The following is a 25,105-nucleotide window of genomic DNA, read 5'->3' as shown; positions in this document are numbered from 1 at the left end:
TTCAAGGTAGCCTGTTGCTTTTTCTACTCTGCCTGTTTTCGGGTATGGTATCCGCGGTCGCCGTATGGAGCCAGCTTCTCTACCCACTTTGCTTCCAATTTCTCCAAAGCAGCCTTCGCATCAAACGCAGGCTCGTCTTTGTTTTCCAGCACTTCCAGCACCTCGAACTCGAATGCATCAGCGCCCAGCTCGTTCCAATCGTTTTGCAGTTCCCGGTTGGGATGGGAGCCGTGCTGCAACATGAACTTTTTGCCGTTCATCGTTTTGATGTTCATGGTGCTCGCCACGAGTACCTTGCCGTTCTCTTTGTTGCGGATCTGGTAGACGCCAGCCTCGCTCTTCACTTCTTTGTACAGCTGTTTCAGCTCTTGCTTGCGATCCGTCGTCGCCTCTTGCTCCGCTCCGTCGCCGCCCGCCCGGCTCGTGCGCCAATACGCGCTGCCGTCGGCTTCCCGGCTCAACAAAGCGAAGTCGATCAAGTAACGGCGCAAGGTAACGTGGTCCTCATAAATCGCTTCCAGCAGCTCATTGACTTCCCGCTCCGTGTACACCTTGTCCGGCGCAAAGCGATTGGCAATCTCCTGAAAAACAATCTGCCTGTGGCTATGCTTGCGTGGTATCCGCGCCAGCGAATGGCCTGGCCCGTTCGGAAAATACTTTTGCACAACCGCGGCATATTCAGACGGCCCGGCCTCTCTCTGCTTTTCAGCCTGCTTGTTTGGCTTTCCCTTGCCCGTTGAAGAGCATGTGCTTGCTTTGTCCGTTTCCCGCAGCAGCTCCATCATTGCCAAAAATACTTTTGCTTGCCGCTCTTTCTCTTTGAGGGCAAAACGGTGATTGCGGATCGTCGAAGCGCTGCCGATGCCCATCTCGGCTTGCACCTCGGCATCGCTTTTGCCCGCATAAAACAACCGCATCAAGCTGGCCTGATGATCGGACAGTCCGGTCAACCGCTTGTCCAACCCGCTCAGATGAGCAAAAACCGATTCATGCTCCTGCTCGATATGATGACGCATGTAACGCGACGCCTCGAACAGGGCGCCGTCTACCGGATAGATGATTCCTTTTTCCACTTCTGCTCCACATAGCAAGCACAAATAATCGTGCTCCCGCTCTACATATCCTTGCTTGGCTTCCTCCAATGAAGCAGTCCAAAACGATTCATTGATGCCCATTGACAAGCACATCCCCAAAATGTTTAGTTTATTGCAGACAATATAACACTTCGTTTGTGCATTGTCAAAAAAAGCCCCTTGTTGGTCACCCCACCAACAAGAAGCCTGCTCGTCTTGATTCGTTTGCTGTTTTGCCCTATGCTCTCGTCGTCTCCAAAGTTTGCGACGCCTGGGCCAATTCTTGCAGAAAGGCTTGCCGATCGCCCTTCCAAAAGCTCCCTTCCGTCCCTACCCGGTTTTGCCGATAGCGAATGGCCAGACGGTTCACCAACTGGTTGATCTCCAAATGCTGCGCTTCTTCCATCGTGAACCGTACCGCGTATTCATAAAAATCTTGCTCCCACGGGCTTGTACGCACGACATGTCCGTACATTTTCAATGTCGAGCCGCACAACTCCGTCTCAAACTGCAAGACGAGCTGGTCGCTGGCCGGCATTTTCAAGTGCGAGAGAAATCGCAGTCCGCCTGCGCCGATATCCTCAATCAGCACCTTCGCGCTGCCGATCTCCATCGTCTTTCCTTTGACAAGAACAATGGTCATGAATGCACAGAGGGGATGCTCCAGCTTCAACCGGAAATATTCACGTTTGTGACCCTCTGATCCACTCGCCATTGCTCTCACCTTCCTTTCCCTTGCCCGATTTATTCCCAAACGCGGCGAAGCCCTCGTCCCTGTCGGCACAAGGTTTTCGCTGCCCGCATTCATTTCTTAGGTAATGACTTCCCACCGCATGTCACAAAAGAAAACAGCGCCGTGTGACTGGCGCTCTATTTATTTTTCTCTTTCTTGTACCGAATGTCCTGCAACTTTGTGTCAAATGATTCCCAAAGCTCCCTTTGGTCGTACTTGATGGAATCGCGCTTCTCCAGACGGAACAGGAGCTTCACCACAAACCAGACAACCAGCAAAAACGCAAAAAAGATGACGACGGTAAAAAAAATCATAAGACCTGCCCCCTCCCCGTTTGTTAACAACATATGGGGAGAGGCAAAATAAGATGACCAATTATGGCAAAATCATGACAATTTTAAAAATCAGAACGGCGTCATGCTCTGCGGTTTTTTCGTCGTGTAAAAAAGCCGATCCAACTGCGGCAACGCGCGCAGGTCATCCAGCTCTGCCAGACCGTACTCGTGCAGCTTGCTGAAACGAACCGCCCCCATGACGAGCGAGGAAAAATCGGATATATCCAGTTGAACAGCAGCGTCTGCCTGTCCTTCCTCTACCACGCGAGCATGTCCGTCTGTGAACTGGACAAGCCATGTCCCGCTGTTTTCCGGCAGGAAGGAGTCGCGCACCGTCAGCTGCAAGCGAACCGTTTCTGCGCCAAAGCGATGAGCGGACATTTGCCGGAAAAAGCCCGGTACATCAATCACCCGATACATCAGCCCAACCCCTGAAACATGACTCTCGTGGTAGACGCTAGGCAAAAGTCGGTTCGTTCCATTTCCCGGATCAGACAAAAGCAAATGGAAGTCTTCGTCGGCTGTATTGAGGACAACCCGCTGTATTTGATCCGCCTGGCTGTGCAGGAAGGAGAGTAGCTGCGCCAACGCCTCGCGCGATTCATAGACCAGCTCTTTCGCGACGATGTTGTTGAAAATTTTATTTTCCTCGTGAGCGCTTTCAAATTGGAAGGCAAGATATCCCGTCAGTTTGTCCTCCTGTCGGACACCGACGACGATTTTTTCCGGCACATTCAGCAGGCTGTCCACATCCCGCTCCGTCCGTTTGATCATCCCGTGCGTCTGCCGGGCGACCCGCTGGTAACACGCCAGCACTTGCTCCTTGTCCTCTTTTGTCACGTACACGATTTGATCCTTGCCCGTATAGGGAAGGCTTGCAGGCTTGAATTTGTACTGATGAATTTTGCTTCCTGTCCCAAAGCCCATCTGCTTGTAAAAATCAACGCGAAACGGATAGAGCGACACAAGTGGAATCCCTCTCTCCCGGTAAGCCGCGAGAAACCCGTGCAGCATCGTTTTCGCTACCTTTTCTTTTTTATGCAACAGATCGACAGCGACCGTGCCGATTCCTCCTGTCAGTACAGATTGACCGTATACATACATGGAAAAATCGTACCACTTCATGATTCCTACGAGCTGTCCGTCCCGATAGCATCCGTGATAGCTTACGTTCGGGTCATTTTCCAGCGTGCTTTTGACCCGTTCAGCGAACTGCTGTCTGCCCTCCGTCCCGAGAAGATTGCTTCCCGGATAAGCCATGGCGGCAATTCTCGCTACCTCGTCGATATCGTTCAAAGAAACAGGGCGAATCTCGTCCATCGTCACAATCACTCCTGTCTGTACGCATTTGGGACAAACCATTTCGTCTAAAAAAATTTTATAGAATCTATGCGGTAAATAGCAACAAGTTTTTGTATATTTTGGAAAAGTTTCATTTTCAGCCATATTTGGCTTGGCCATCCAAAAAGCGCCGACCGGATGGCCGACGCTTGATAAATTACTGGCTGTTCGCCTGTTGCCGCTGATTTTTGGCAATCACAAGCGACAAGAGGAAGCAGCCAATCGCGATAACCAGTGTTCCGGTAAAGACGACGTGGACCCCGGAAGAAAGCAAATCGCGGATCGACGCCAGCTGTTCCGCAGGGATGGAGCCTGTCTCGAAGGATGCCCCGAGATTCGCGTGGCCTCCCGCTACCGTGACCATGTTGAATAGCATCCCGAAGACTGCCGCCCCGAAGGTTTGGCTGAAGGTTCCTGTGAACGTGTTCAATGCGACAGCCGTTCCCCGTTTGTCGACAGCGACCGACGCCTGAATTTTGACCATGACGATCGGGCTGATCAGCCCCATGCCAAGCCCCACCAAGCCTACGGCGACATAAATCAAGTAACTTGCCGAATGGGAAGACAGAATCGTTAAAAGCGTCGTGGCAACGGTCAATATGGCCGTCCCTCCGATAATCAACTGCTCTGCCCGCAGCTTGCCCAAGAGATTGCCGGACAAAATCGAGCCGATCGTCCAACAGACGGGCATCGGAGTCAGGACAAAGCCTGCCATCGTCGCGCTTTCCCCCAGTACGCCCTGGCTCCAGATCGGCAAGTACACGACCATGCTGATCACAATCCCGTTGGTCAAAAACGTCAGCATGTTGATCATCGTCACGTTGCGATTCGTCAAAAGGGTGAGCGGAATCAGCGGCTCAGGCGAGCGCTTTTCTACCGTAACGAAAACCAGGTAGGTCACGAGTGCAAACACAATCAAGGAAATCGTCACCGGATTGGTCCAGGACTGATCCTGGCTGCCCGTCAACAGCGCGTACAGCAAGGCAATCGTGCCCACGGTGAAGATCAGCGCTCCCGGATAATCGATATGACGCTTCGCTTTTGCCAGCAGCTTTTCGCGGTAAAACCAGACCAGCATGAAAAAGGACAAAAGCCCGAACGGCAAATTGAGAAAAAAGATATAACGCCAGGAAAGCGTGTCGACCAAAAACCCGCCAACGAGCGGCCCTGCCACACCTGACAGGCCCCATACAGCGCTGATCCAGCCCTGGGCTTTCGCTCTCGCCGTCTGCTCGGTATACAAGTCGCCGATAATCGTCATCGTAATCGGCATGACCGCACCCGCGCCCAAGCCTTGAATCGCCCGGAACACGATAAGCTGGCCCATCGTCATGGCCACACCGCAAAGCGTGGAACCAAGCAAGAAAATACCGATCCCGATCAGCAACACATTTTTGCGTCCAAACAAGTCAGCGAGTTTGCCATAAATCGGGGCAGACACGGCAGTCGCCAGCATGTAGATGGCGTAAACCCAGCTGACCAGCTCAAATCCCGATAAATCACTTGTAATCCGCGGCACCGCTGTACTGACAATCGTCCCTTCCATGGCGGCCAGGAAGGTGGAAAGCATCAGTGCCACCATAATTTTTACTCTCATCTCGATCTCCTCTCTCTATCTACGCACGATCGCGATTCGCCAAAAAGCGTTGTCATAGTATATCACAAAACTTTGCTTACCTATGAAACAAAAACGCGTCTGCCACCTGTCCGCGCCATTGTTGCAACGCGCGAAAGGATTGACAAGACTGGGGACTCGGGGAGCCGCCTTCGCTCCTGATCTTGTTACAGCCAGCTTTTGATCGCCTGAAACACTTCCTGATAATAATGCACTTCATGGGGAACAAAATCACTCTGCTTGACCATCAGACTAGCGTCGTAGCGCTCTCCTGCCGCATCGGTCAAAAACCCTTTCGCTGCCACTTGCGAAAGCTGGTCTGCAAACAACGCCTCCAACTCCTGCACATTCACCCAGAGAAGTCCTGTCACTTCTTCCTTTTGCAAGCGATATTCGTGCAGCGGCTGATCGCACTCCATCGCAAATACGTGGCACAGCTCCTTGTCGATGATGCCTGGCGCCGTAATCACATCGCGAATGACGCCAATCTGGCGGAGCTTTTCATACGGCACGACAAGTCCAAGCTCTTCCTCCAATTCCCGCACTCCGTCACAGGGCCGCTCCCCTGCGAGCAAATGACCTGCCGATGTTATATCAAGCAAATTCGGGCCCGTATCTTTTTCCGGATGCCTTTTCTGGAACAAAAGCTCCAGTTGTCCATTGTGCACCCGGTAAAGCCAGCAATGGAAAGTTTGGTGCCAATCCCCTTTTCGGTGCACCTCGCTGCGCGCTTCCACACCGATCTGCTGTCCTGATTCGTCAAAAATGTCAAAGCGTTCTTCCGTCATCCAACTCCACCTCATCTGCGTATCGGTTTCTCATTCTTTTCCACCTTACCAGTTAGGCGAAGTGTTGGCTACTCTGTTCGCCCGAAATATGCACTACCGCCACTCCGCCCCGTTTCGGCTTTGCTTTTGCGCTGTCCATGCTCGATCCAAAGCCTTGCCAGGCCGCTGGCGAGCAGCACTCCCGGTCATGTTGACAGCCTCGCTCCCTTCCTATAGACAAAGGGACAGCGCCTGGCGCCATCCCTTTGTCTCATCGTGTTGTCCTGGTGAAAGCTTATTGAATTGTGACTTCGTCCAGCATCAGGTAGCCTACCGGACTTAACCAGAAGCCTTTTACATCTTTGGCTGTTACCGATACGTGGTCGATGGTGCGGATCGGAATGACCGGAACTTCTTTCAGCTCGATCTCTTGCAGCTTGGCATAGATCGCGTTCCGCTTCGCTTCGTCCTTTTCGCGGCGGCCTTCTTCAATCAGCTTGTCGACTTCCGGGTTGTTGTAAAAGGCAATGTTTCCGGCGCTGCCTTTAGAGGAGCTGTGGAAGACGTTGTACTGGTTGTAGTCGCCGTCGCCTGTGGCATTGCCCCAGCCGCCGATAAACATCGCATGCTCGCCTTTGTCTGTGTACTCCAAATATGCCCCGTACTCCATTACTTTGATTTCCACGTCGATGCCAATGCCCTTCAACTGGGACTGGATTACTTCCGCTACGTTCATGCGCTCTTTGCGGTCATCGGTCACAATCGATGTTTTGAAGCCGTTCGCGTACCCTGCCGCAGCAAGCAGCGACTTCGCTTCGTTCACATCGTACTTGTAGTCCTCAAGGTTCGGGTTGTAGCCGATCACTTTAGGAGACATCGAAGAGACTGCTTCTGTCCCTACGTTGTTGTACACGCCTTTGACAATCGCTTCTTTTTCAATCGCATGCGCGACAGCCTGGCGCACACGTATGTCGTCAAACGGCTTTTTCGTCACGTTGAAGCCGATGTATTCTACACCGAGACCTTCTGCGCGAACCATGTTCATGCTTGGCGTTGCTTGTGCGCGCTCCACCTCTGTTACAGGAAGCTGGTCGCCGATGTGCGCTTCGCCTGCCTCGACCATCGCGATGCGGGTCGTGTCTTCCGGTACGACTTTATATTGGACTTTGTCCACTTTCGGCTTCTCGCCCCAGTAGTTTTCGTTTTTCGCCAGGGTCATTTCCTGACCTGGAATCCAGTCTTCAAATTTGAAAGGCCCGGTTCCTACCGGCTTTCTCGCCAATGTGTCAGCGCCTTCGGCAATCGCTTTCGGGCTGATAATGCTGCCTTCCGTGCTTGCGAGAATCGACAGCAGCGGCGCAAACGGGTAGTCCAAAATAAACTGAACCGTTTTGTCGTCGACTGCCTTGATTTCCTTGATCATCGCGAAGTTGGAAGCGCGCGGGGAACCTACTTTCGGATCGAGGGCACGTTCGAACGTCTTTTTCACGGCCTCGGCATTGAACGGTGTGCCATCGTGGAAAGTAACGCCTTCGCGCAGCTTAAATTCCCAAGTCAGATCGTCAACCTGTTTCCACTCGGTAGCCAGCGCTGGCTTGTAGCCTGCGTTTTTGTCCCGCGCCACCAGACTCTCATATACTTTGCCGTAAATATAGTTGGCGGATGGAATGTTGGAAATGAAATGCGGATCGAGATTGTTTGCGTCTGCCTTGCGCGCTACGATCAAGGTTCCGCCTTCTTTTGCCGCCTCGGAAGCCGGTGCTCCATTTGCGTTTTGCTGCTCTGTACCTGCGCCACATCCCGTCAGTGCTACACCGACGGTCAGCGACAGCGCGAGCAGCGATCCAAACAAGCGTGTTTTCTTCATCTGCGTGTCCCCCTGTACAATGCTGTCGAAAATTCTGAATCTATTTCTTATTTGCATTATACGGTAGACTTTCTGCGCAGCCTTTCAGCATCTTTACTTCTATTTATAATATTTTTACTTTTATTTAATTTTATCTGATTCAGCTTCCGGAAAGGGACTGCGTGAAAAAACCGCTCATCCCCTGTGAACGGACAAGCGGTTTTCTCCAATAAAAGCAGCGGCTACTGCTTTTGCCAGACGATTTTTCCCGCGTACACGACTGCTTCCTTCGCAGCTTGACGTGCGACAGCTTCAGCCGAGCAACTGGCCCGGACAAACACAGCATCGGCAGCGTCACCAGGCTTTGGCCAGGCGCGATTCCCTGCCTCGTCAAGCGGGGTGATGCCGCCAGTGACCAGGCCGAGCGTGCGGGCAAGCGATTTCTCGTCAATGAGCCGGAAGCGCTCCGCTACGCGATTCGCTTTTTGCAGCATATCTCCTGTGCCGAACGGGTCCCAATGATCGGTAATGTTATCGTTGCCAAGTCCGATCTGCACCCCTTTTGCCCGGAGCAGCGGAATCGGGATCGTCGGCATGTCGATCGGCACCGCGGACATGATCGCGATGTTCAGTTCCGTGCACAATTCCGCGATCTCTTCTGCCAAAGCCGTCGGCACCTCTCCCAGCGCATAGGCGTGGCTGACAGTCGTCCGGCCTTGCCAGCCAGCATCGCGCACCATCGCGGCGAGTCGCTTCATGATGAAAATGCCCAAATGCCCCGGCTCGTGCAAATGCAGGTCGATGTCCGCATTGGCTTCTACCGCAATATCCATCATTGTGTGCAGCGATTTTTCGATATCTTCATCAAAAGAAGCTGGATCGACACCCCCGACGAGTCCCGCCCCATGCTTCATCGCCTCGCGGACGAGTGCTACGGAATCACTGCGCAGCAATCCATGCTGAGGGAAAGCGACAATTTCCCAGGAAAGTTTTTCCCGGTAAGTTTCCAGAGCAGCGAGTGTGGCCTCCAAGTTTTGCAAACCGATGACCGGATCGATATTGCAATGCGTTCGGACGTGTGTCGCACCGTGCGATTGCAGCAGGTGCAGCAAGCCTTCTGCACGCTGTTTGGCTACCGGAAGCTGGCGCGGCAGCAGTTCCTGCTCTTGTTGAATCCGGAAAAAGCGGTTGGGAGCAGGAATGACTGCCTGCCAGGGACCTCCGTAAAACGTTTTATCCAGATGGATATGCATCTCCCGAAAAGACGGCAGCATGAGCAGTCCTTCTGCGTCCCAGTAAGAGGCAGCTTGTGGGAGCGGAGTGCTGGCAGGGACGATTTTTTCCACGCGGCCGTCCGCCAAAAGCAGATGGACACGCTCTGTCACCGTCCCTGTTATCCTCCCGTTCTCCTCTTGAAACCCGCTTTCCAGACGTGCGTTTTTGATCCAGAGGCTGTCTTTCCCGCTCTCCATGTTCGCTCCCCCTTCTTACTCCATCGTAATATCGTTAATCATCATGTAACCGGATGGGCTGATCCAGAAGCCCTTGATTTTTTTGCTGACCGCTGCAACGTGTTCCAGATTGCGGATCGGAACCATCGGCGCTTCCTTGGACTCGATTTCCAGCGCCTGGGCGTAAAGTTGCTTGCGCTTGGCGCTGTCCGGCTCGCGGCGTGCTTCTTCGATCAGCTTGTCCACTTCCTTGTTTACGTAAAAAGTCGTGTTGCCGCCCTTGCCGAGCGAGCTGGAGTGGAACAGGTTGTACTGGTTGTAGTCGCCGTCGCCTGTTGCGTTGCCCCAACCGCTGATAAACATGTCTGTCTCGCCATTGTCTTCGGCATCGAGATACGCTCCGTACTCCAGCACTTTGACCTCTACTTCCACGCCGATGCCTTTCAACTGCGACTGAATGACTTCTGCGGCATTGATCCGCTCTTTGCGATCCCCGGTCCACAGCGTTGTCTTGAAGCCGTTGGCATAGCCCGCTTCCTTGAGCAGTGTCTTGGCCTTGTTCGGGTCGAACTCGTAGCCTTTCAGCGCCTCGCTATAGCCGAGAACTTTCGGGCTCATCGCAGAATTGGCTTTTGTTCCCACATTGTTAAAAACGCCTTGGATGATGGCATCTGTCTCGATCGCATAGTTGATCGCCTGGCGAACCCGGACATCGTCAAAAGGCTTTTTCTTCGTATTGAAGCCGATAAAATCGGTGCCCAGTCCTTCTGTGCGATACAGAGCCATTTGCGGCGACTGGCTGACGCGTTCGATCTCGGTTACAGGCAGCGGCTCCGCAATATGGGCTTCGCCTGTCTCAACCATGGCAATTCGCGTCGTATCTTCCGGAACGACCTTGAAGACGGCCTTTGCGTATTTTACCTTTGGCTCTTTTCGCAAATTTTGTTGCTATTGCTGTTGTGGAAACGTGTGTTCTATAATGAAAATCAGGAAGTCTATAGGATTTCCATTTACCGTGAATGCACGCTTCGCTTGGTACTATAAATACCAAGCAACTCACGGCTTTTCTAAAAGCAACAATTTCTTAGAAAAGAGCGTTACCTTTTCACCCCAGTAGTTGTCATTGCGTGCGAGCACGATTTCCTGTCCCGGCGTCCACGCCTCGAACACGAACGGCCCTGTGCCTACCGGATGCTTGCTCAAATCTTTTCCGTATTGCTCGATCGCTTTCGGGCTGATAATGCTCCCTTCATGGTTGGCCAAAATGGACAACAGCGGCGAGTACGGGTAAGTCAGCTTGATTTGCACAGTGTAGTCGTCTACGGCTTTCACTTCCTGGATCATTTGGAACTGGGTGGCGCGCGGAGAGCCGACTTTCGGGTCGAGGACGCGAGCAAACGTCGCTTTGACCGCTTCTGCGTTAAACGGTGTTCCGTCGTGGAAAACAACGCCCTGGCGCAGCTTGAACTCCCACGTCACTTCGTCCAGCTGCTTCCACTCGGTTGCGAGCATCGGCTTGAACTCCATATTTTCGTCACGGCGAATCAATCCTTCGTACACTTTGTGATGGACGACGCTCGCCGCGTTGATCGCGGAAATAAAGTGCGGGTCCAAGTTGTTGGCATCCGATTGTCTGGCAATAATCAACGTCTGTGTTCCATCAGCCGCTTCGCTTTTGGCTGGATTGTCCGCAGCCCCCTGCTCCGGTTGTGCCGAACACCCTGCAAGCACCAGTCCAACGCCGAGCACGCCCGACATCAGAATGCTCCATCCTTTGCGTCTTTTCATAAAATCGCCCCCGTTTTTGCTTTTCTGTCTCTTGTTTTGAAAGTAGAGCAGCATAGCTGATCCCTTCAAGGAACTCGGCTATGCTGCGATTCATTGCTCTTGGAAGCTTGCGGTTACGGCAAGGTGATTTCGTCGATTTCGATGTGACCAGCCGGGCTGATCCAGACGCCCTCTACCCCTTTTTCAATCGCTGCCAAGTTTTCTGCGAAGCGGTAAGGCACGACTGCTACTTCATCCATTTCGAGCTGTTGCGCTTTTTCGTAAATTTGTTTGCGTTTTTCTTCGTCTTTCTCTTTGCGTCCTTCTTCGATCAGCTTGTCTACTTCCGGATTGCTGTAGAAGGAGTGGTTGCCTGGTGCGCCGTGAGACTTCGTGTGGAACAAGTTGTACTGATTGTAGTCAGCATCGCCTGTCGCGTTGCCCCAGCCGCTGATGAACAAGTCTGTTTCGCCTTTGCTCGCTGCGTCGATATAGGCGCCAAACTCCAGCACTTTGACTTCCAGATCGACATTGATTTGTTTCAGTTGTTGTTGCAATACTTCCGCTACGTTGACCCGCGCCTTGTTGTCATTGAGGTAGACGGTTGCCTTGAAGCCGTTGGCATAGCCTGCGTCCGCCAGCAATTTTTTCGCTTTCTCGATGTCGTAGCCAAGGTCTTTTACATTCGCGCTGTAGCCGACCATCGTAGGAGAGATCGAGGAATGAGCGACCGTTCCCACATCGTTGTACACCCCTTGAATGATCGTCGGCTTGTCGATCGCAAGCGCAATCGCTTGACGGACGCGCACATCGTCAAACGGCTTTTTCTTGTTGTTGATGCCGATATGCTCGCTGGAGAAGGACGCATAGCGGCCGAGTGTCATGTTTGCCGAGTTTTTCACGCGGTCTACTTCTGTTACAGGAAGTTGTTCAGCCACTTGTGCTTCGCCTGTCTCGACCATAGCCAGTCGGGTTGTGTCTTCTGGTACTGTTTTGAAGACAACCTTGTCCAGCTTCGGCTTGTCTCCCCAGTAGTTGTCGTTTTTCACCAGCACAACTTCTTGTCCTGGCGTCCACGATTCAAACTTGTACGGCCCTGTTCCGGTTGGATGCTTGGTCAAGTCTTTGCCGTACTGCTCGATCGCTTTTGGCGACAGGATGCCGCCTTCTGCGCTGGCGAGAACGGACAACAGCGGAGCGTACGGGTAGTTGAGGATAAATTGCACCGTGTTGTCATCCACGACTTTTACTTCCTTGATCGCTTCGAACAGGTTGGCGCGGTTCGAGCCGACTGCCGGGTCCTGGACGCGGGCGATCGTCTTTTGCACCGCTTCTGCATTGAATGGGGTGCCGTCGTGGAAAGTTATGCCTGTGCGCAGTTTAAACTCCCACGTCACATCGTCCACTTGCTTCCATTCGCTTGCCAGCGAACCGACGTATTTGCTTTCTTTGTCCATGCGGACCAGACCCTCGTATACTTTGTGATGAATGATAGCTGCCGAATTAATTTGCGTAAGAAAGTGCGGGTCCAGATTGTTTGCGTCCGACAACCGGGCGATGACCAGTGTGCCACCTGCTTTGCCCGTGCCAGGCGCTGCTGTTTGCCCGGACGTATTGGCGTTCGTCCCCGCTTCTGGCGCTGGCGCCTGCGAGCAGCCGGCCAGCGCTGCCGATACGGCAACAGTCATGGCGATCAGCGTCTGGAAAAAGCGCGTCTTTTTCATGTAGTGTTTCCCCCTCTTTTGTTTGCGCCGGATGTGCTATAATTTTTTGACCATTCGCGCATGTCTCATTTTACCTACTATTCAGGCATTATTTTTTCACTCTCTTTACTACTATTTTCACTTTCTTTACTCTTTTTTTGCCTTTTCCACATATTAGGATAGCAAAAGAAAAAGCCCCTCCCAGCAATTGGGAGAGACTTTTGGCACAGCCTATTGAATCGTCACATCGCTGACCTCGATGTAGCCGGAAGGGCTGATGTAGACGCCCTGCACATTTTTCGCGATAGCTGCCAGGTTTTCAGAGCTGCGATACGGGAGCAGCGGCACTTCGTCCATCTCGATCTGTTGCGCCTCTGCGTAGATTTGCTTGCGTTTCTCCGGGTCTTTTTCCTTGCGTGCTGCTTCGATCAACGCGTCGACTTTTGGATTGCTGTAGAAGGAATGGTTGCCTGGCACTCCCGCAGACGTGCTGTGGAACAAGTTGTACTGGTTGTAGTCGCCGTCGCCTGTGGCATTGCCCCAGCCGCTGATGAACATCTGGGCTTCGCCTTTTGCCGCCAGCTCCAAATACGCCCCGAACTCCATCACCTGGATTTGCAGGTCAATGCCGATGCCTTTCAACTGCGATTGCAACACCTCTGCCACGTTGATGCGCGCTTTGTTGTCATTCAAGTACACGGTCGCCTTGAGTCCGTTGCCGTATCCAGCTTCTGTGAGCAATTGCTTGGCTTTGTTCAAATCGTACTCAGGCGTCTTGATGTTCGGACTATAGCCGATTACTTTTGGACCGAGCGAAGAGATCGCGACTTTGCCGACGTTATTGTAGACGCCTTGAATAATCGCTTCCTTGTCAATCGCATGCGCAATCGCCTGGCGGACGCGGACATCGTCAAACGGCTTCATTTTGACATTCATCCCGATATGATCCACGGCAAAAGACTCGAAGCGCCCCAGCGACATATTCGCGGAGTTTTGCACCCGCTCCAGCTCCGTGACGGGCAGCTGCTCGGCAACGTGCGCTTCGCCTGTCTCCACCATCGCGACACGCGTCGTGTCCTCCGGAACCGTCTTGAACACGACTTTGTCCACTTTTGGCTTCGTGCCCCAGTAGTTTTCATTTTTGACGATGACGATTTCCTGACCGGGCGTCCACGACTCAAAGACGAACGGGCCTGTCCCTACCGGGTGCTTGGCCAAGTCTTTGCCGTACTGCTCAATCGCCTTCGGGCTGATGATGCCGCCCTCGGCGCTGGCGAGGACAGAAAGCAATCCCGCGAATGGATAATGCAAAATGATCTCGACTTTTTTCGGATCAATCACTTTGACTTCCTTGATCATCCCGAACATATTTGCCTTCGGAGTCGGCTGGTTTTTGTCCAAAATGCGATTGATCGTCTTCTTCACAGCTTCCGCATCAAACGCGGTTCCGTCGTGGAACGTCACGCCGTCCCGCAAAGTAAATTCCCATGTCACATCGTCTTTCTGCTTCCATTCTGTCGCCAGAAGCGGCTTGTACTCGCTGTTGCGGTCCATCATCACCAGACCTTCGTACATTTTGTGCTGCACGACTGCCATGGAGTTGATTTGCGTACTGAAATGCGGGTCGAGGTTGTTCGCGTCAGACAGCCGGGCGATAATCAACGTACCGCCGCCAGACGCAGCAGGGGTGGATGGCGCAGGACTGCCGGTTGCTTGTCCGGAGTTGGAGCCGGTCGAAGCCGGTTGCGATTGCGAGGTGCCGGAACAGCCTGTCAAAACGGTCGCAAACGCGACAGACAAAGCAAGAATGGAACGTACGATGCGCGTTTTCTTCAATGAAAATGCCCCCTTTGTCTCGTTGGTAAAAAGAAAAATAATGACATAACAAAATATTACTAATTTTCTTACTATTAATCTTTGCACGATCTTTACTTTCTTTTTCACTATCTTTACCTTGTTGTTTTTGAATGTTAAAAAAATCTCTACCAGGCGAGTGCCTACATTTTCCACGGTGAATTTGCCGCGCATGGCGAATCTTATCAATGGGCGGAAGATCATTCGAGTGCCGCCGTCAGATGAACGGCATCAGAAGGAGGACAGGCATGGGGATTTTTGGTGACAATTCCAAACAAGAGCCGCTGCATTATGGCGAAGTGTTTGGCGTCTGGGTTTATTTGGCGACGACAAAAGCTCTGCTCGCTGGTTATCAGACAGCGATGAATCATGCTGGCGATACGGATTTGAAGGACTTTCTCGAAGATATCATGCAAACGATGAAAAAAGAAATTGACCAGTTGGAGGATGTACTTAAAATAAACGGCGTCGCCTTGCCGCCTTCCCCTCCCGATCGGCCACTGGCTGATCGGAGCAGCATTCCGGTCGGAGCCAGGCTCAACGACTCCGAGATTGCCCTGGGAATTGCCCGGGATATTGCCGGAGGCTTGCTGACATGCAGCCAGGTCATGAGCCAGTCGCTGCGCGAGGATATCGGCTTGATGTTTGCCGAGTTCCACTTTGCGAAAGCGCACTCCGGTTTTCGTCTGCAACGCATCCTCAAGGAAAAGGGCTGGCTGATTTCCCCACCCCTGCACATGCACGCGCCAGAGCTTGCTCACGTCTAGCCTGTTGTTGTGAATAAGCACTGTCACTGAGTGGGCAGTGCTTTTTTGCGCGTTCGGTCATTTTTGATTACGTTGAGGGAAGCAACTTGGCAAATCTCGCTGGCGTAGCGCCATAAAAAAACATGCCCCCGCTCGTCGAGACGAGGAAGGCATGCTTTGCAGCTTGTCGCATTGTCGTTATGAAATTACTCGCTGACTTCTACAGACCAGCCGAACTTGTCTTCTTTTTCGCCATACTGGATTCCGGTCATTGTTTCGTACAGTTTGGTGGTCAACGGGCCTGTTTTTTCGCCGTTGAGAATCATTTGGTGGCCGTTCCAGTTCAGGTCGCCGACTGGCGAGATGACCGCTGCCGTGCCTGTTCCAAACGCTTCTTCCAGTTGCCCTTTTGTGTACGCCTCGTACAATTCTTCGACGGAAATCCGCTTTTCTACTACCGGGATGCCCCAGTCTTTCAGCAGGTGGATCGTCGAATCACGGGTGATTCCCTCCAAAATGCTGCCGTTCAAAGCAGGGGTCCACACTTCTTCGCCCACTTTGAAAAATACGTTCATGCTGCCGACTTCTTCAATGTATTTATTTTCTACGCCATCCAGCCAAAGCACTTGCTCGTAGCCTTTTTCCTTGGCTTCCGCCTGTGCTTTCAGAGCGCCTGCGTAGTTCCCCGCTACTTTGGCATTGCCTGTACCGCCGCGGACAGCGCGAACGTATTTGTTTTCTACGTAAATTTTCACTGGCTCCATACCATTTGCATAGTAAGCGCCAACCGGAGACAGAACGATGATCAGCTTGTACGTGTGCGATGGACGCACGCCGAAACATGGCTCCGTAGCGATCACGAATGGACGGATGTACAGCGACATGCCGCTCTCTGCCGGAATCCATTCTTTTTCAAGCGCTACCAGCTGTTTCAGCGCATCGACCATAAATTCCCCGTCCACTTGCGGCATGCTCATCCGCTCCAGGGACCGATTCATCCGCTTGAAGTTTTGCTCCGGACGGAACAGAAGCACCTTGCCTGCTTTGTTGCGGTATGCTTTCATTCCTTCAAAAATCGCTTGTCCGTAGTGGAGTACCATCGCAGCCGGATCGAGCGTCAGCGGAGCGTGCGGAACGATTTGCGGATCGTGCCAGCCTTTTCCTTCCGTGTAATCCATCGTGAACATATGGTCGGTAAAATGCACGCCGAACCCCAGCTTGTCGAGTGCTGGCTTCTCTTTTTTCTGTTCTGTTCGGACAATCGTTAGCTGACACTCCATCTTCTACATCTCCCTTGATTATTAAAATCCTGCATTTCTGAAATAAGCTTTATATATTTAAAATATCAACTATTTCGAATGATTGCCAGCTTAACTTTCCTTTTGCCAGAAACGGCTAACAGGAAAGTTACTCTATCATCGGGGAAAGTGCAGCATAAACCTCTTCCATCTCCGCTTCCGTTCCGACTGTGATGCGCAACATGTCCGCAAGGCGCGGCAGTTGATCATAGCGCACGTAAATTCCTTGCTCCATCAGCTTTTCATACAGCTCGCGCGCAGACTGTCCTTCTGCCTTCGCTGGTGGCTGGCACAAAATGAAATTCGTCTGCGCTGGGACGACGCTGAAACCGAGCGATTCAAGCTGCTTGGAAAAAACCGCCCGCGTCCGCTTGATCCTGCCTGTCGTCTCTTGCATATAGCTTTGATCGCGCAACGCCGCAAGCGCGAGATGGCGTGCGATCGCAGATTCAGGCGGATCGCTTTTGTTCCCGCCGAGGGCATCGCGCCTTTCACATTGCCGGGCATCTTTTCGATATGAGGCAAAATCATCGTCATTGCTTCTCTCCTCCATGTCGCGTGCGACTTTCTCATCCCTGCTTCCGATTCGCTTTGCAAAGATGTTATGATGTAGAATATCCTTAATTTTACAAAGACAAAGAAGAAATATCCAGTTTTCTGCTTTTTCCAGTGCCAGGAACGAAAGGAATGGAAGTCGACATGCTCCAACGGACGCGTCGTGTACGTCGGAACGTTTTCCAGAGTGTTGTGCCCCTCTATTCGGCTCAGCTATCTCGTTCTGCCTCCCGCACTGCTCGACCGCTTCCTGACGAAAAGCAACAGCTACGACCAGTACGCTGCGCCCATTTTCCAGAAAACGTTGTACCTGTTCATGGAATCGGGTGATTTTCATCGGCATGTGCGAGCGAACAGCGAAGTGATTGACTATTCCCAAAAAAGGCAGTATTCATCAGCGCAAGAAAAATGGACTGCATTTTGCAAAAACAGCGCTCTGGTTGTGCTCACGCATCCCATCAAAGATTGGACTTTTACATGGAACGAAAAGAAGGTAGTAAAGTGGGGTGATTTTTATCATGAATGAATATATTATCATCGCGATCCCGCTTTTGCTGGGAATCGTCGGCTTCGTTTGCCTGCTCCTCGGTTTGTTTGGTTACCATCCGAAAAAAATTCGCATACACCTCACCATTTCCGGGATTTGCTTTTTCTTGCTGTTCGCCTATCTCATCATCGGGTATATTTACTTGGCTCCGCCATCGTTGTTGCTGAACTTGTTTTGATTACCCGTGGGCAAAACGCAAATGATCCATTATCGCTGAGGAGGTTTCGTGCCTATGAGTAGAAAAGTCGCCATCGTCACAGGAGCAAGTCGGCTGAACGGTATTGGTGCTGCCATATGCAGAGCGTTGGCTGCACAAGGGATTGATCTGTTTTTCACGTATTGGACAGCGTACGACAAGACAATGGACTGGGGGATACAAGACGATGAGCCAGCGCAACTGCGCGAACAGTTGACCCGCTATGGAGTACAGTGCGCGTGCAGCGAAATCGATTTGTCCAAGCCTGACTCGTGGTCGCATGTCCTCGATGAAGCCAGCTCGCAGGTTGGCGCTCCCTGTATTCTCGTCAACAACGCTTGCCATTCCACTTCCGACAATTATCAGTCGCTTTCGGCTGCCAGTCTGGACGCTCATTATGCGCTCAACGTTCGCGCGCCGATCATGCTCAGCGCCGAATTTGCCCGTCGATTCTCCCAGCCTGGCAACGGCCGGATTATTCACCTGACTTCCGGGCAATCGAAAGGTCCCATGCCTGGCGAAATCGCCTATGCCGCGACAAAAGGGGCGCTGGATGCGTTCACGATTACTTTTGCCGCAGAAGTCGCTCCGCTCGGAATTACCGTCAACGCAGTCAATCCCGGCCCTACAGATACCGGATGGATGTCAAAAGAGCTGGTGCCGTTCCTCTTGGAGCGCAGCCCCATGGGCAGGATCGGCCAACCGGAAGATGCGGCACGTCTGGTCGCTTTTTTGGCAAGCGAGGAAGCGGGATGGATTACCGGACAAATCATTCATTCGGAAGGAGGATTTTTGCGTTGAGCTGCCACTTTTGCGTGTGTTGCGCGCAAAATAAAAGCACAATCCGCTATACAACAGCAGATTGTGCTTTTTGGATTGGCTTTTAGTGCAGAGCGTTACGGTTTGTTGACGATGCGAAACGACGGGGTGAACAGTTCCTTTTCGCCAAGCTGCTGATAGTCTCTCTCCACATAGCCGAGGCGCATTTTGTCAAAATAGCGTTGGCCGCGCTCCTTGATTTCCGCAAGATCAACGCCTGGCAGCACGCGGTCTTTCATTACGGTGCGTCCTGCGATGATCGACAGCTTCACATCGCGCCCGGAGCCGCACATGATCAGGGTGCGAATCGGATCGTCAACGGTTCCCATGTGGAATCCGTCCAGGTCGATCGCGATGATGTCGGCTTGCGCTCCCGGAGCGAGTCTGCCGAGATCGTCCCTTCCGAGGAAGTGGGCGCCGCCCAGTGTTGCCGCGCGGAAAATATCCGCGTAGCTGGAGTCTGCCACATCGCGCTCCTGCAAGCGGGAAAGCATGCTGGCCGTGCGAATGTTTTGGATGAAGTCTGGCGGGAACGTGTCCGTCCCGATCGCGATATTAATGCCGCGACGCTTGTAGCGGGCAAAAGATTCCAGCGCGGAGCCGTGGCGTCCGATGACGAGCGGGCAATGAATGACCGTTGTTCCCGTTTCTTGCAGGATGGCCAGATCGTCGCCTTCCCCGATCGTCGCTTCGCTGTAGCCAGGGATGAAATGCGCGTGCGGAATCGCCGTCCTTTTGCCCAGGAACCCGATTTCGTTGAGGTACTGGATGGGCGACATGCCATGGCGACGATGAATTTCCGTGTACTCGTAGCTTCCTTGCGCCGCATGCAGGCGGATCGGGCAACCCAGCTCATCGCTGTAGCGTTTCGTCAGAACCAGATTTTCCGGCGTTTGCGTCTCGATCCGCTCCGGCGCGAGCATGCCGCGGATCAGGCCGTTGTGGGCGCCGTCAAAGTCTTTGACGAACTGGACAGCCCGCTCAAGCCCTGCCCGTCCTTCCGCTTCGTTCCACAGCACTTCAATCTCGCCATTTGCCTTGACGACGCGCATTCCCGACTGGTAGCTCGGTCCCATGTACATGCGCAGTCCCAGGCGTCCTGCATGCTCCGCTGCCGCTGCCAGTTCCTCGTACGTCTCTGCCCAGCGCTTGTAAAAGACAGAGGTGATCGGCATCGCCGTCGTCACGCCGTTCAAGATCAGTTGGCTGTAGGCGTACAGCGATTTAAACGCCTCTTCCTCCGGCGTCATGACCTCGTGGTAGCCTTTGTTGTAGTACGCTTCCGACCAGAGCAAATTTTTGTTTCGCTGCGCCGACACTTCCAGATGCACGATGTCGTGGTCAATATCGCCAAGCGCGTTCAGATCGATGAACCCCGGGCTGATCACGGCATTGCCCATGTCGGTCACTTCGTCCACTTCTCCGTCATACGCATGTCCTACATACAAAATCGTCTCACCTTCGTAGACGACTTCCCCGTCTTTGATGATGATGTGGTCTTCTCCGTCGTACCCGATGACATATTTGGCTGTCAGTTTCTTTTTCATGCTGCTCCTCCCCCTTGCTTCCGTATTCGTGCTCACACTCTCCACTATCTATCTTTGTATCCTTTGCCAGTATAAGAAATATTCTGTCAAGTTTGTTTCAATTGCTTTACATGTATTTGCACAATCTTTACTACTTTTCAAAAAACGGCAAGAATTTCGCCAATAAGTAAAAATCATGCAAAAACTCGTAAAGAAGCTGCAAATCTTTATTCAAAATATTCCTTACAATTAATAGAGAGCAATGAAGCTAGGCTGGGCTTTTTTCAACGATCCTCTTACTATTTTTCATGCGAAAGGGCTGATTTTTTGTGAGTCAAGCATACTCATACTGGCTAACCAACGTTCGTCTCGATAGCGGATTTGAAACCGGAGACGATGGGGTAGTCCACACACGCTCCGAGCTTTGCCACCTGAAAATCCAGGACGGGGTGATTAGCGAGATCGTTTCCGCGACCAAGCCACTCGACACAACGCTTCTGCAGCAGGACGCCAACGGACTGCTTGCGCTCCCGTCGTTCGTGGAAAAGCACAACCATCTGGACAAAACGTATGCAGGCGCTACCTGGAAGTCGTGTCTCCCTCCGAAAAAGCTGATTGATCGCCTAGAGTTCGAAGCGACAGAAATGCCGCTGATGACCGGAACCACGCAAAAGCGGGCCGAAGCGATGTTGCAGCTTTTGCTGAACGGCGGCGCCACACATGTACGGACGCACGTCAATATTGACCCGTACATCGGCCTGAAAAACTTGGAGGGCGTACGGGCCGCACTGGAAGCGTACAGCGACCGGATGACCTACGAGATTGTCGCTTTTCCGCAGCAAGGGCTGTTGCGCACACAAGCAAGCTCCTTGATGAGACAGGCGATGAAAGAAGGCGCTACGCTCGTCGGCGGATTGGACCCGGCTGGCATCGATAACGAGCTGGAAGGTTCGCTGCGGGAGATGATGGACATTGCCGTGGAAGCTGACGCCGATGTCGATATCCACCTGCACGATCCGGGCACGCTCGGCTTTTATACGATCAAGCGCATTCTCGACCTGACAGAAGAAGCAGGCTGGCAAAACCGGATGGCGATCAGCCACGCCTTTGCTCTCGGTGATGTATCTGTCGAGGAAAGTACAGAAATGGCGGAGCGTTTGTCCCGATTGGGCACGATGATCATGACGACCGTGCCGATCAACCGGGCGATGCCTCCCGTACCGATCCTGCACGAAAAAGGCGTGCGCGTAGCTCTTGGCTATGACGGTTTCTACGATTCGTGGTCGCCGTACGGAACGGGCGACATGCTGGAGAAGCTGAATCGCCTCGTGGAGCGCTATCGCTGGGTGGACGAGCGCTCGCTGGTGCAATCGCTCTTTTTCATCACAGGCGGCAAAACGACGCTCGACCGCGCTGGCAACCGCGCATGGCCCAAAGCTGGTGACGAAGCGAGCATCGTTTTTGCCGAAGCTTCCTGCTCCGCCGAAGCCATCGCCAGAAGATCGCGCCGGGCTGCTGTCATGTTCAAAGGGAAAGTCGTGCATGGGGCGTTGGAGAGACGAGGGGAAAACTAGTGCCAGGCGCCACGTCTGGAAGGAGAACGCGGCCAAGGTGGGAGCTGGCAAGCATCCGTCTCCCCTGATTTCGTATCTGTTTTTCATTTGGCATGCCGCCCCTTTTCGTAGTGTATGTGGATACATCCGTAATCGGATGGCAGTTGTGACATTAAAGAAAGAAAAAAGAGGCAGCTTTCGCTACCTCCCCCCTTACACTATTGCTTTTCCCACTTATCGTTTTCCAGTACAAATTCCGTAACCGTGCTTTCCCCGTCTGCTGATTGCTTCAGTACATACAAACTTTCACGGGATTCATGGAGGTAGATTTGTGGGCGTATATCACCAATCGAAATCTTAGTCACGGCGTTGACCTCTTTAAAGAGGTCTTTGTCCAAATTGAAAACTACCTCTTTGTCGACTACAGTGTATTCTGACAAGTCTATTCCAGTATCGTCAGCAATTTCATTGGCGCTTTGTACGAGTAGATTCTCGTATTCTTTGGCTTCATGTGGATCTTCCTTAACGAGTGTCCAATCAATCGGATTATACACGGCCGTATCCGAGGACATTTTGAAGTCACTTATTGGTCCAGCGCCTAAACTTTCAGTATGCTCGCTCTCAACCTTGTATCTAATTTTCGGCTCATGACTGGAAGTATAAGCACCTGACGTCCGAACTCTATCCTCTACTTCGTCTACGAGCACGACTCCTTTGTACAAAGTATACACTTTAGCGTTCGCATTATTATTAAGCGTCTTAGCGGAAAACTTTACTTTGTAGCTACTTGTGGTTGAGCTACTGATGTCGACAGATGAAGTCGCAGACGTGATGTCGGCTGAAGCACTATTCGCAAACAATAACAATGAGCCAAGACCAGCAATAGCGAATACAGATCTCTTTATCATTCTTATGCACCGCTTCCTATTTTTGGTAGATTCGGGCACTATACTATATTACTTTTATTTATTTTTCAATATTTTTATATGTGAAATAAATAAAAAACAAGGAAATTTTCCCTATCCGACGAAGAGGCAAGCCACCTCCCGACTGTCGAGTGTGTACAGTCGGGAGCTTTTTTCTTGTGCCACACGATACAACCAGGTCAAGGGCAGCAAGCCAAATCATCCGGTAAAGATTGACAACGGCAAAACCAACGTAATATTATATATTTACGTAAAAATGTAATTTTACGAAAGGTTGATGACGATGACAATGGCGGCGGAAATTTCACCGGGGGTTTACATGCTTTCGCTCGATTTTCACGGGAATATCGTTCACCCCATGCTTCTGCGCGAGGGAGAAATGAGCGTTTTGATAGACACAGGCTTTCCCGGGCAAATAAAAGATTTGCGCGCAGCCATGGACGCGGCAGGAGTGCCGCTCGCCCAGCTGCAAGCCGTGATTTTGACGCATCAGGACATGGACCATATCGGCTGTCTGCCTGAGATTTTGCAGGAATGCGGTTCACGTGTGAAAATTTACGCGCACGCGCTGGATCAGCCGTACATTCAAGGGGAGTTGCCGCTGTTAAAAGACAGCCACCTGGAACATCCCCCTAAAGGCAGAGTAGATCATACGGTAAGTGACGGTCAGGAGCTGCCTTTTTGCGGCGGGATTCGCGTCATTCATACGCCCGGACATACTCCCGGCCATATCAGCCTGTATGTAAAAAAGAGCAAGACGCTCATTGCCGGAGATTCGCTGTACAGTGTAGACGGGATGATCGGCGGCATTCATGCCCCGACGACACCAGATATGGACGCAGCCCGGTGCTCGCTGAAAAAGTATGCAGACCTCGACCTGGAAGCCGTCGTCTGCTATCACGGGGGCGTATGCAAAGGAAACGTCCGTGAGCAAATCGTGAAGCTTGGCCAGGCATGATCGCGCGCTGTCTGTCGTCTCAGGCGCTGAGTTCATAGGAAGAACGGGCTGTTTCACGAACGCATTAGCAAACAAGCATGGCTCCATACGCCAAAAAAGAGGCAAAACCGCAAGCGGTCTGCCTCTTTTTTTCTGTGAAAACATCTCGACGTTTTTCGTGAAATGGGATGTGACCGCTTGCAGTCAACAAAACGGCCATGAATGTTTTGCTGTAAATGGTACGTAACGTTTCAAGTACCTGTCAGCTTACAGCGCCCCGGACACCACATTGCCACGGAACACGACAGCCTGGCGCTTCGAGCGGCGCGCTACGGCCTCCGCCACAGAGGAAGCGTGCAACAACACCATGTCTGCTTCGTCTCCTACATTCGGCCATTGGCGGTTGCCCTCTTTGTCGAGCGGCGTTTTGCTGCCTGTGATAAAGCCCAGCGCCTGGGACAAGGACCGCTCATCCTGCATGCGGAAGCGCTCCGCCAATCGTCCTGCCTTTTCCAGACTGTCTCCCTGGCCGAACGGCGACCAGTGATCGGTAATGCTGTCGTCGCCGAGCATGACTTTGACGCCTTTGTCGCGCAAAAGTGGAATCGGAATAGTCGCCTTGTTGACAGGAACCGTAGAAGTGATCGAGATGCCGAGTGCGGCGAGCATCTCGGCTACGTCTCCCGCTTCCTCCAGGCTGACGTCAGCCAAAGCGATGGCGTGGCTGATCGTGACGCGGCCTTGCCAGCCTGCCTCTTCGGTCATTTTCGCCAGACGCTTGAACGTGAAAATGCCGAGATGGTCAGGATCGTGCAAGTGAACGTCGATCGGAGCATCCGCTTCTACCGCCAGTTCAAAAATCGTCGCCAGCGATTTCTCGATGTTTTGATCGACAGTCGCCGGATCGACGCCGCCGACGTAGGTCGCGCCCATTTTCAGCGCCTGGCGAATGTTCTCCACCTGATTGCTGCGCAAAAGCCCTTGTTGCGGGAAAGCAACGACCTCGCATTCCAACTTGCCGCTGAACGTTTCCATGGCAGCAAGTGTCGCCTCCAAGTTTTTCAGGCCGATATACGGGTCGATGTTGCAATGGCTGCGAATTTTCGTCGAACCGGCGGACAAAAGCAGTTCCAGCATCTTTTCCGCGCGCTCCTGCGCCGTCGGCAACAGCTTGGGCATCAGTCGGCTCTCTTCTTCCAGACGTTCCAAAATGCTTTTGACCGGAGTGACCGCTTTCCACGGGCCGCCGTAGTACGTCTTGTCGATATGGATGTGCATGTCCTGAAACGACGGTACAGCCAACAAGCCGTTCGCATCTTTGACAGGCAGTCCGCTCGCCCCTGCCTCGTCGCCATAGGCGATTTGGGCAATCCGGCCGTCCTCGATCAAAAGGTGCGCCAGCTCTGTGTCGGTTGCGACTATTTTGCCATTTTCTGTCCGGTATCCACGCTCCAGGCGAACGTTCGTAATCCAATAGGCTGTAGACATGTATTCATAACATCCTTTCCAGATGGAAT

At 52.5% G+C, this 25,105-nt stretch carries 22 protein-coding genes and 1 pseudogene; 6 read left to right on the top strand and 17 right to left on the bottom strand.

Annotation, left to right across the window (positions count from 1 at the left end; translation table 11 throughout):
* Window positions 1–23: 23 nt before the first annotated feature.
* The 12 genes and pseudogenes from EDM60_RS05885 to EDM60_RS05835 form a co-directional block, all read right to left on the bottom strand.
* A complete protein-coding gene (locus EDM60_RS05885; RefSeq protein ID WP_122963117.1) occupies window positions 24–1,175 on the bottom strand; it encodes a DUF2087 domain-containing protein in 1,152 nt (383 codons plus the stop codon).
* 136 nt (window positions 1,176–1,311) lie between these two features.
* Window positions 1,312–1,788 (bottom strand): PilZ domain-containing protein, encoded by a 477-nt coding sequence (locus EDM60_RS05880; protein ID WP_122963116.1) that lies wholly within the window; start codon window positions 1,786–1,788, stop codon window positions 1,312–1,314.
* A 155-nt stretch (window positions 1,789–1,943) separates the two neighbouring features.
* A complete protein-coding gene (locus EDM60_RS28465) occupies window positions 1,944–2,120 on the bottom strand; it encodes a hypothetical protein (RefSeq protein WP_167470237.1) in 177 nt (58 codons plus the stop codon).
* 90 nt (window positions 2,121–2,210) lie between these two features.
* Complete coding sequence (locus EDM60_RS05875; RefSeq protein ID WP_122963115.1) at window positions 2,211–3,461, bottom strand: GNAT family N-acetyltransferase; 1,251 nt, start codon at window positions 3,459–3,461, stop codon at window positions 2,211–2,213.
* A gap of 178 nt (window positions 3,462–3,639) precedes the next feature.
* Window positions 3,640–5,079, bottom strand: a complete 1,440-nt coding sequence (locus EDM60_RS05870; RefSeq protein WP_122963114.1) for an MDR family MFS transporter — start codon at window positions 5,077–5,079, stop codon at window positions 3,640–3,642.
* 185 nt (window positions 5,080–5,264) lie between these two features.
* The gene (locus EDM60_RS05865) at window positions 5,265–5,885 is read right to left on the bottom strand and encodes an NUDIX hydrolase (protein ID WP_122963113.1); all 621 of its coding nucleotides are present in this window, start codon (window positions 5,883–5,885) and stop codon (window positions 5,265–5,267) included.
* Window positions 5,886–6,159: 274 nt separating this feature from the next.
* Window positions 6,160–7,731, bottom strand: coding sequence for a glutathione ABC transporter substrate-binding protein (locus EDM60_RS05860; RefSeq protein WP_122963112.1), 1,572 nt, complete (start codon window positions 7,729–7,731; stop codon window positions 6,160–6,162).
* 221 nt (window positions 7,732–7,952) lie between these two features.
* Window positions 7,953–9,182: an amidohydrolase gene (locus EDM60_RS05855; protein WP_122963111.1), complete on the bottom strand. Its 1,230-nt coding sequence runs from the start codon at window positions 9,180–9,182 to the stop codon at window positions 7,953–7,955.
* A 15-nt stretch (window positions 9,183–9,197) separates the two neighbouring features.
* Window positions 9,198–10,100: an ABC transporter substrate-binding protein gene (locus EDM60_RS05850; protein ID WP_425266753.1), complete on the bottom strand. Its 903-nt coding sequence runs from the start codon at window positions 10,098–10,100 to the stop codon at window positions 9,198–9,200.
* A gap of 120 nt (window positions 10,101–10,220) precedes the next feature.
* Window positions 10,221–10,949: pseudogene (locus EDM60_RS05845) on the bottom strand (ABC transporter substrate-binding protein); the annotation flags it as partial.
* Between the two features lie 113 nt (window positions 10,950–11,062).
* Complete coding sequence (locus EDM60_RS05840) at window positions 11,063–12,652, bottom strand: glutathione ABC transporter substrate-binding protein (RefSeq protein ID WP_122963110.1); 1,590 nt, start codon at window positions 12,650–12,652, stop codon at window positions 11,063–11,065.
* Window positions 12,653–12,862: 210 nt separating this feature from the next.
* Window positions 12,863–14,467: a glutathione ABC transporter substrate-binding protein gene (locus EDM60_RS05835; protein WP_122963109.1), complete on the bottom strand. Its 1,605-nt coding sequence runs from the start codon at window positions 14,465–14,467 to the stop codon at window positions 12,863–12,865.
* A gap of 266 nt (window positions 14,468–14,733) precedes the next feature.
* On the opposite strand from EDM60_RS05835, the gene EDM60_RS05830 reads away from it, so the two are divergent.
* Window positions 14,734–15,252 carry a DUF3231 family protein gene (locus EDM60_RS05830; RefSeq protein WP_122963108.1) on the top strand — a complete coding sequence of 173 codons (519 nt, stop codon included), beginning with the start codon at window positions 14,734–14,736 and terminating at the stop codon, window positions 15,250–15,252.
* A gap of 185 nt (window positions 15,253–15,437) precedes the next feature.
* On the opposite strand, the gene EDM60_RS05825 is transcribed toward EDM60_RS05830, so the two are convergent.
* Together EDM60_RS05825 and EDM60_RS05820 are read right to left on the bottom strand one after the other, a co-directional pair.
* Window positions 15,438–16,511, bottom strand: a complete 1,074-nt coding sequence (locus EDM60_RS05825; protein ID WP_122963107.1) for a branched-chain amino acid aminotransferase — start codon at window positions 16,509–16,511, stop codon at window positions 15,438–15,440.
* Window positions 16,512–16,638: 127 nt separating this feature from the next.
* On the bottom strand, window positions 16,639–17,082 hold the full coding sequence (locus EDM60_RS05820) for an aminotransferase class I/II-fold pyridoxal phosphate-dependent enzyme (RefSeq protein ID WP_122963106.1): 444 nt from the start codon (window positions 17,080–17,082) through the stop codon (window positions 16,639–16,641).
* 165 nt (window positions 17,083–17,247) lie between these two features.
* Between EDM60_RS05820 and EDM60_RS29065 the strand changes: the two genes are divergently transcribed.
* Genes EDM60_RS29065 through EDM60_RS05805 form a run of 3 tightly spaced genes read left to right on the top strand, consistent with a single transcriptional unit; the run spans window position 17,248 to window position 18,628 of the window.
* On the top strand, window positions 17,248–17,610 hold the full coding sequence (locus EDM60_RS29065; protein ID WP_233454203.1) for a hypothetical protein: 363 nt from the start codon (window positions 17,248–17,250) through the stop codon (window positions 17,608–17,610).
* Window positions 17,603–17,809, top strand: a complete 207-nt coding sequence (locus tag EDM60_RS05810; RefSeq protein ID WP_122963105.1) for a hypothetical protein — start codon at window positions 17,603–17,605, stop codon at window positions 17,807–17,809. The genes EDM60_RS29065 and EDM60_RS05810 overlap by 8 nt, the downstream gene beginning before the upstream one ends.
* 54 nt (window positions 17,810–17,863) lie before the next feature.
* A complete protein-coding gene (locus EDM60_RS05805) occupies window positions 17,864–18,628 on the top strand; it encodes an SDR family oxidoreductase (RefSeq protein WP_122963104.1) in 765 nt (254 codons plus the stop codon).
* Window positions 18,629–18,723: 95 nt separating this feature from the next.
* Here the strand turns inward: EDM60_RS05805 and EDM60_RS05800 are convergent, their stop codons facing one another.
* On the bottom strand, window positions 18,724–20,193 hold the full coding sequence (locus EDM60_RS05800; protein ID WP_122963103.1) for an amidohydrolase family protein: 1,470 nt from the start codon (window positions 20,191–20,193) through the stop codon (window positions 18,724–18,726).
* A 308-nt stretch (window positions 20,194–20,501) separates the two neighbouring features.
* Between EDM60_RS05800 and EDM60_RS05795 the strand changes: the two genes are divergently transcribed.
* Complete coding sequence (locus EDM60_RS05795; RefSeq protein ID WP_122963102.1) at window positions 20,502–21,746, top strand: amidohydrolase family protein; 1,245 nt, start codon at window positions 20,502–20,504, stop codon at window positions 21,744–21,746.
* Window positions 21,747–21,943: 197 nt separating this feature from the next.
* Here EDM60_RS05795 and EDM60_RS05790 read toward each other — a convergent pair whose 3' ends face one another.
* Window positions 21,944–22,633 (bottom strand): hypothetical protein, encoded by a 690-nt coding sequence (locus EDM60_RS05790; protein WP_122963101.1) that lies wholly within the window; start codon window positions 22,631–22,633, stop codon window positions 21,944–21,946.
* 301 nt (window positions 22,634–22,934) lie between these two features.
* Between EDM60_RS05790 and EDM60_RS05785 the strand changes: the two genes are divergently transcribed.
* A complete protein-coding gene (locus EDM60_RS05785; protein ID WP_233454204.1) occupies window positions 22,935–23,609 on the top strand; it encodes an MBL fold metallo-hydrolase in 675 nt (224 codons plus the stop codon).
* A gap of 246 nt (window positions 23,610–23,855) precedes the next feature.
* Here EDM60_RS05785 and EDM60_RS05780 read toward each other — a convergent pair whose 3' ends face one another.
* Window positions 23,856–25,076, bottom strand: coding sequence for an amidohydrolase family protein (locus tag EDM60_RS05780; RefSeq protein WP_122963100.1), 1,221 nt, complete (start codon window positions 25,074–25,076; stop codon window positions 23,856–23,858).
* Window positions 25,077–25,105 lie beyond the last annotated feature (29 nt).

Source organism: Brevibacillus parabrevis, from assembly GCF_003710905.1.
In the GTDB taxonomy this organism is placed as follows: Bacteria; Bacillota; Bacilli; order Brevibacillales; family Brevibacillaceae; genus Brevibacillus; species Brevibacillus parabrevis.
This window is presented reverse-complemented; position numbering and strand designations above follow the sequence as displayed.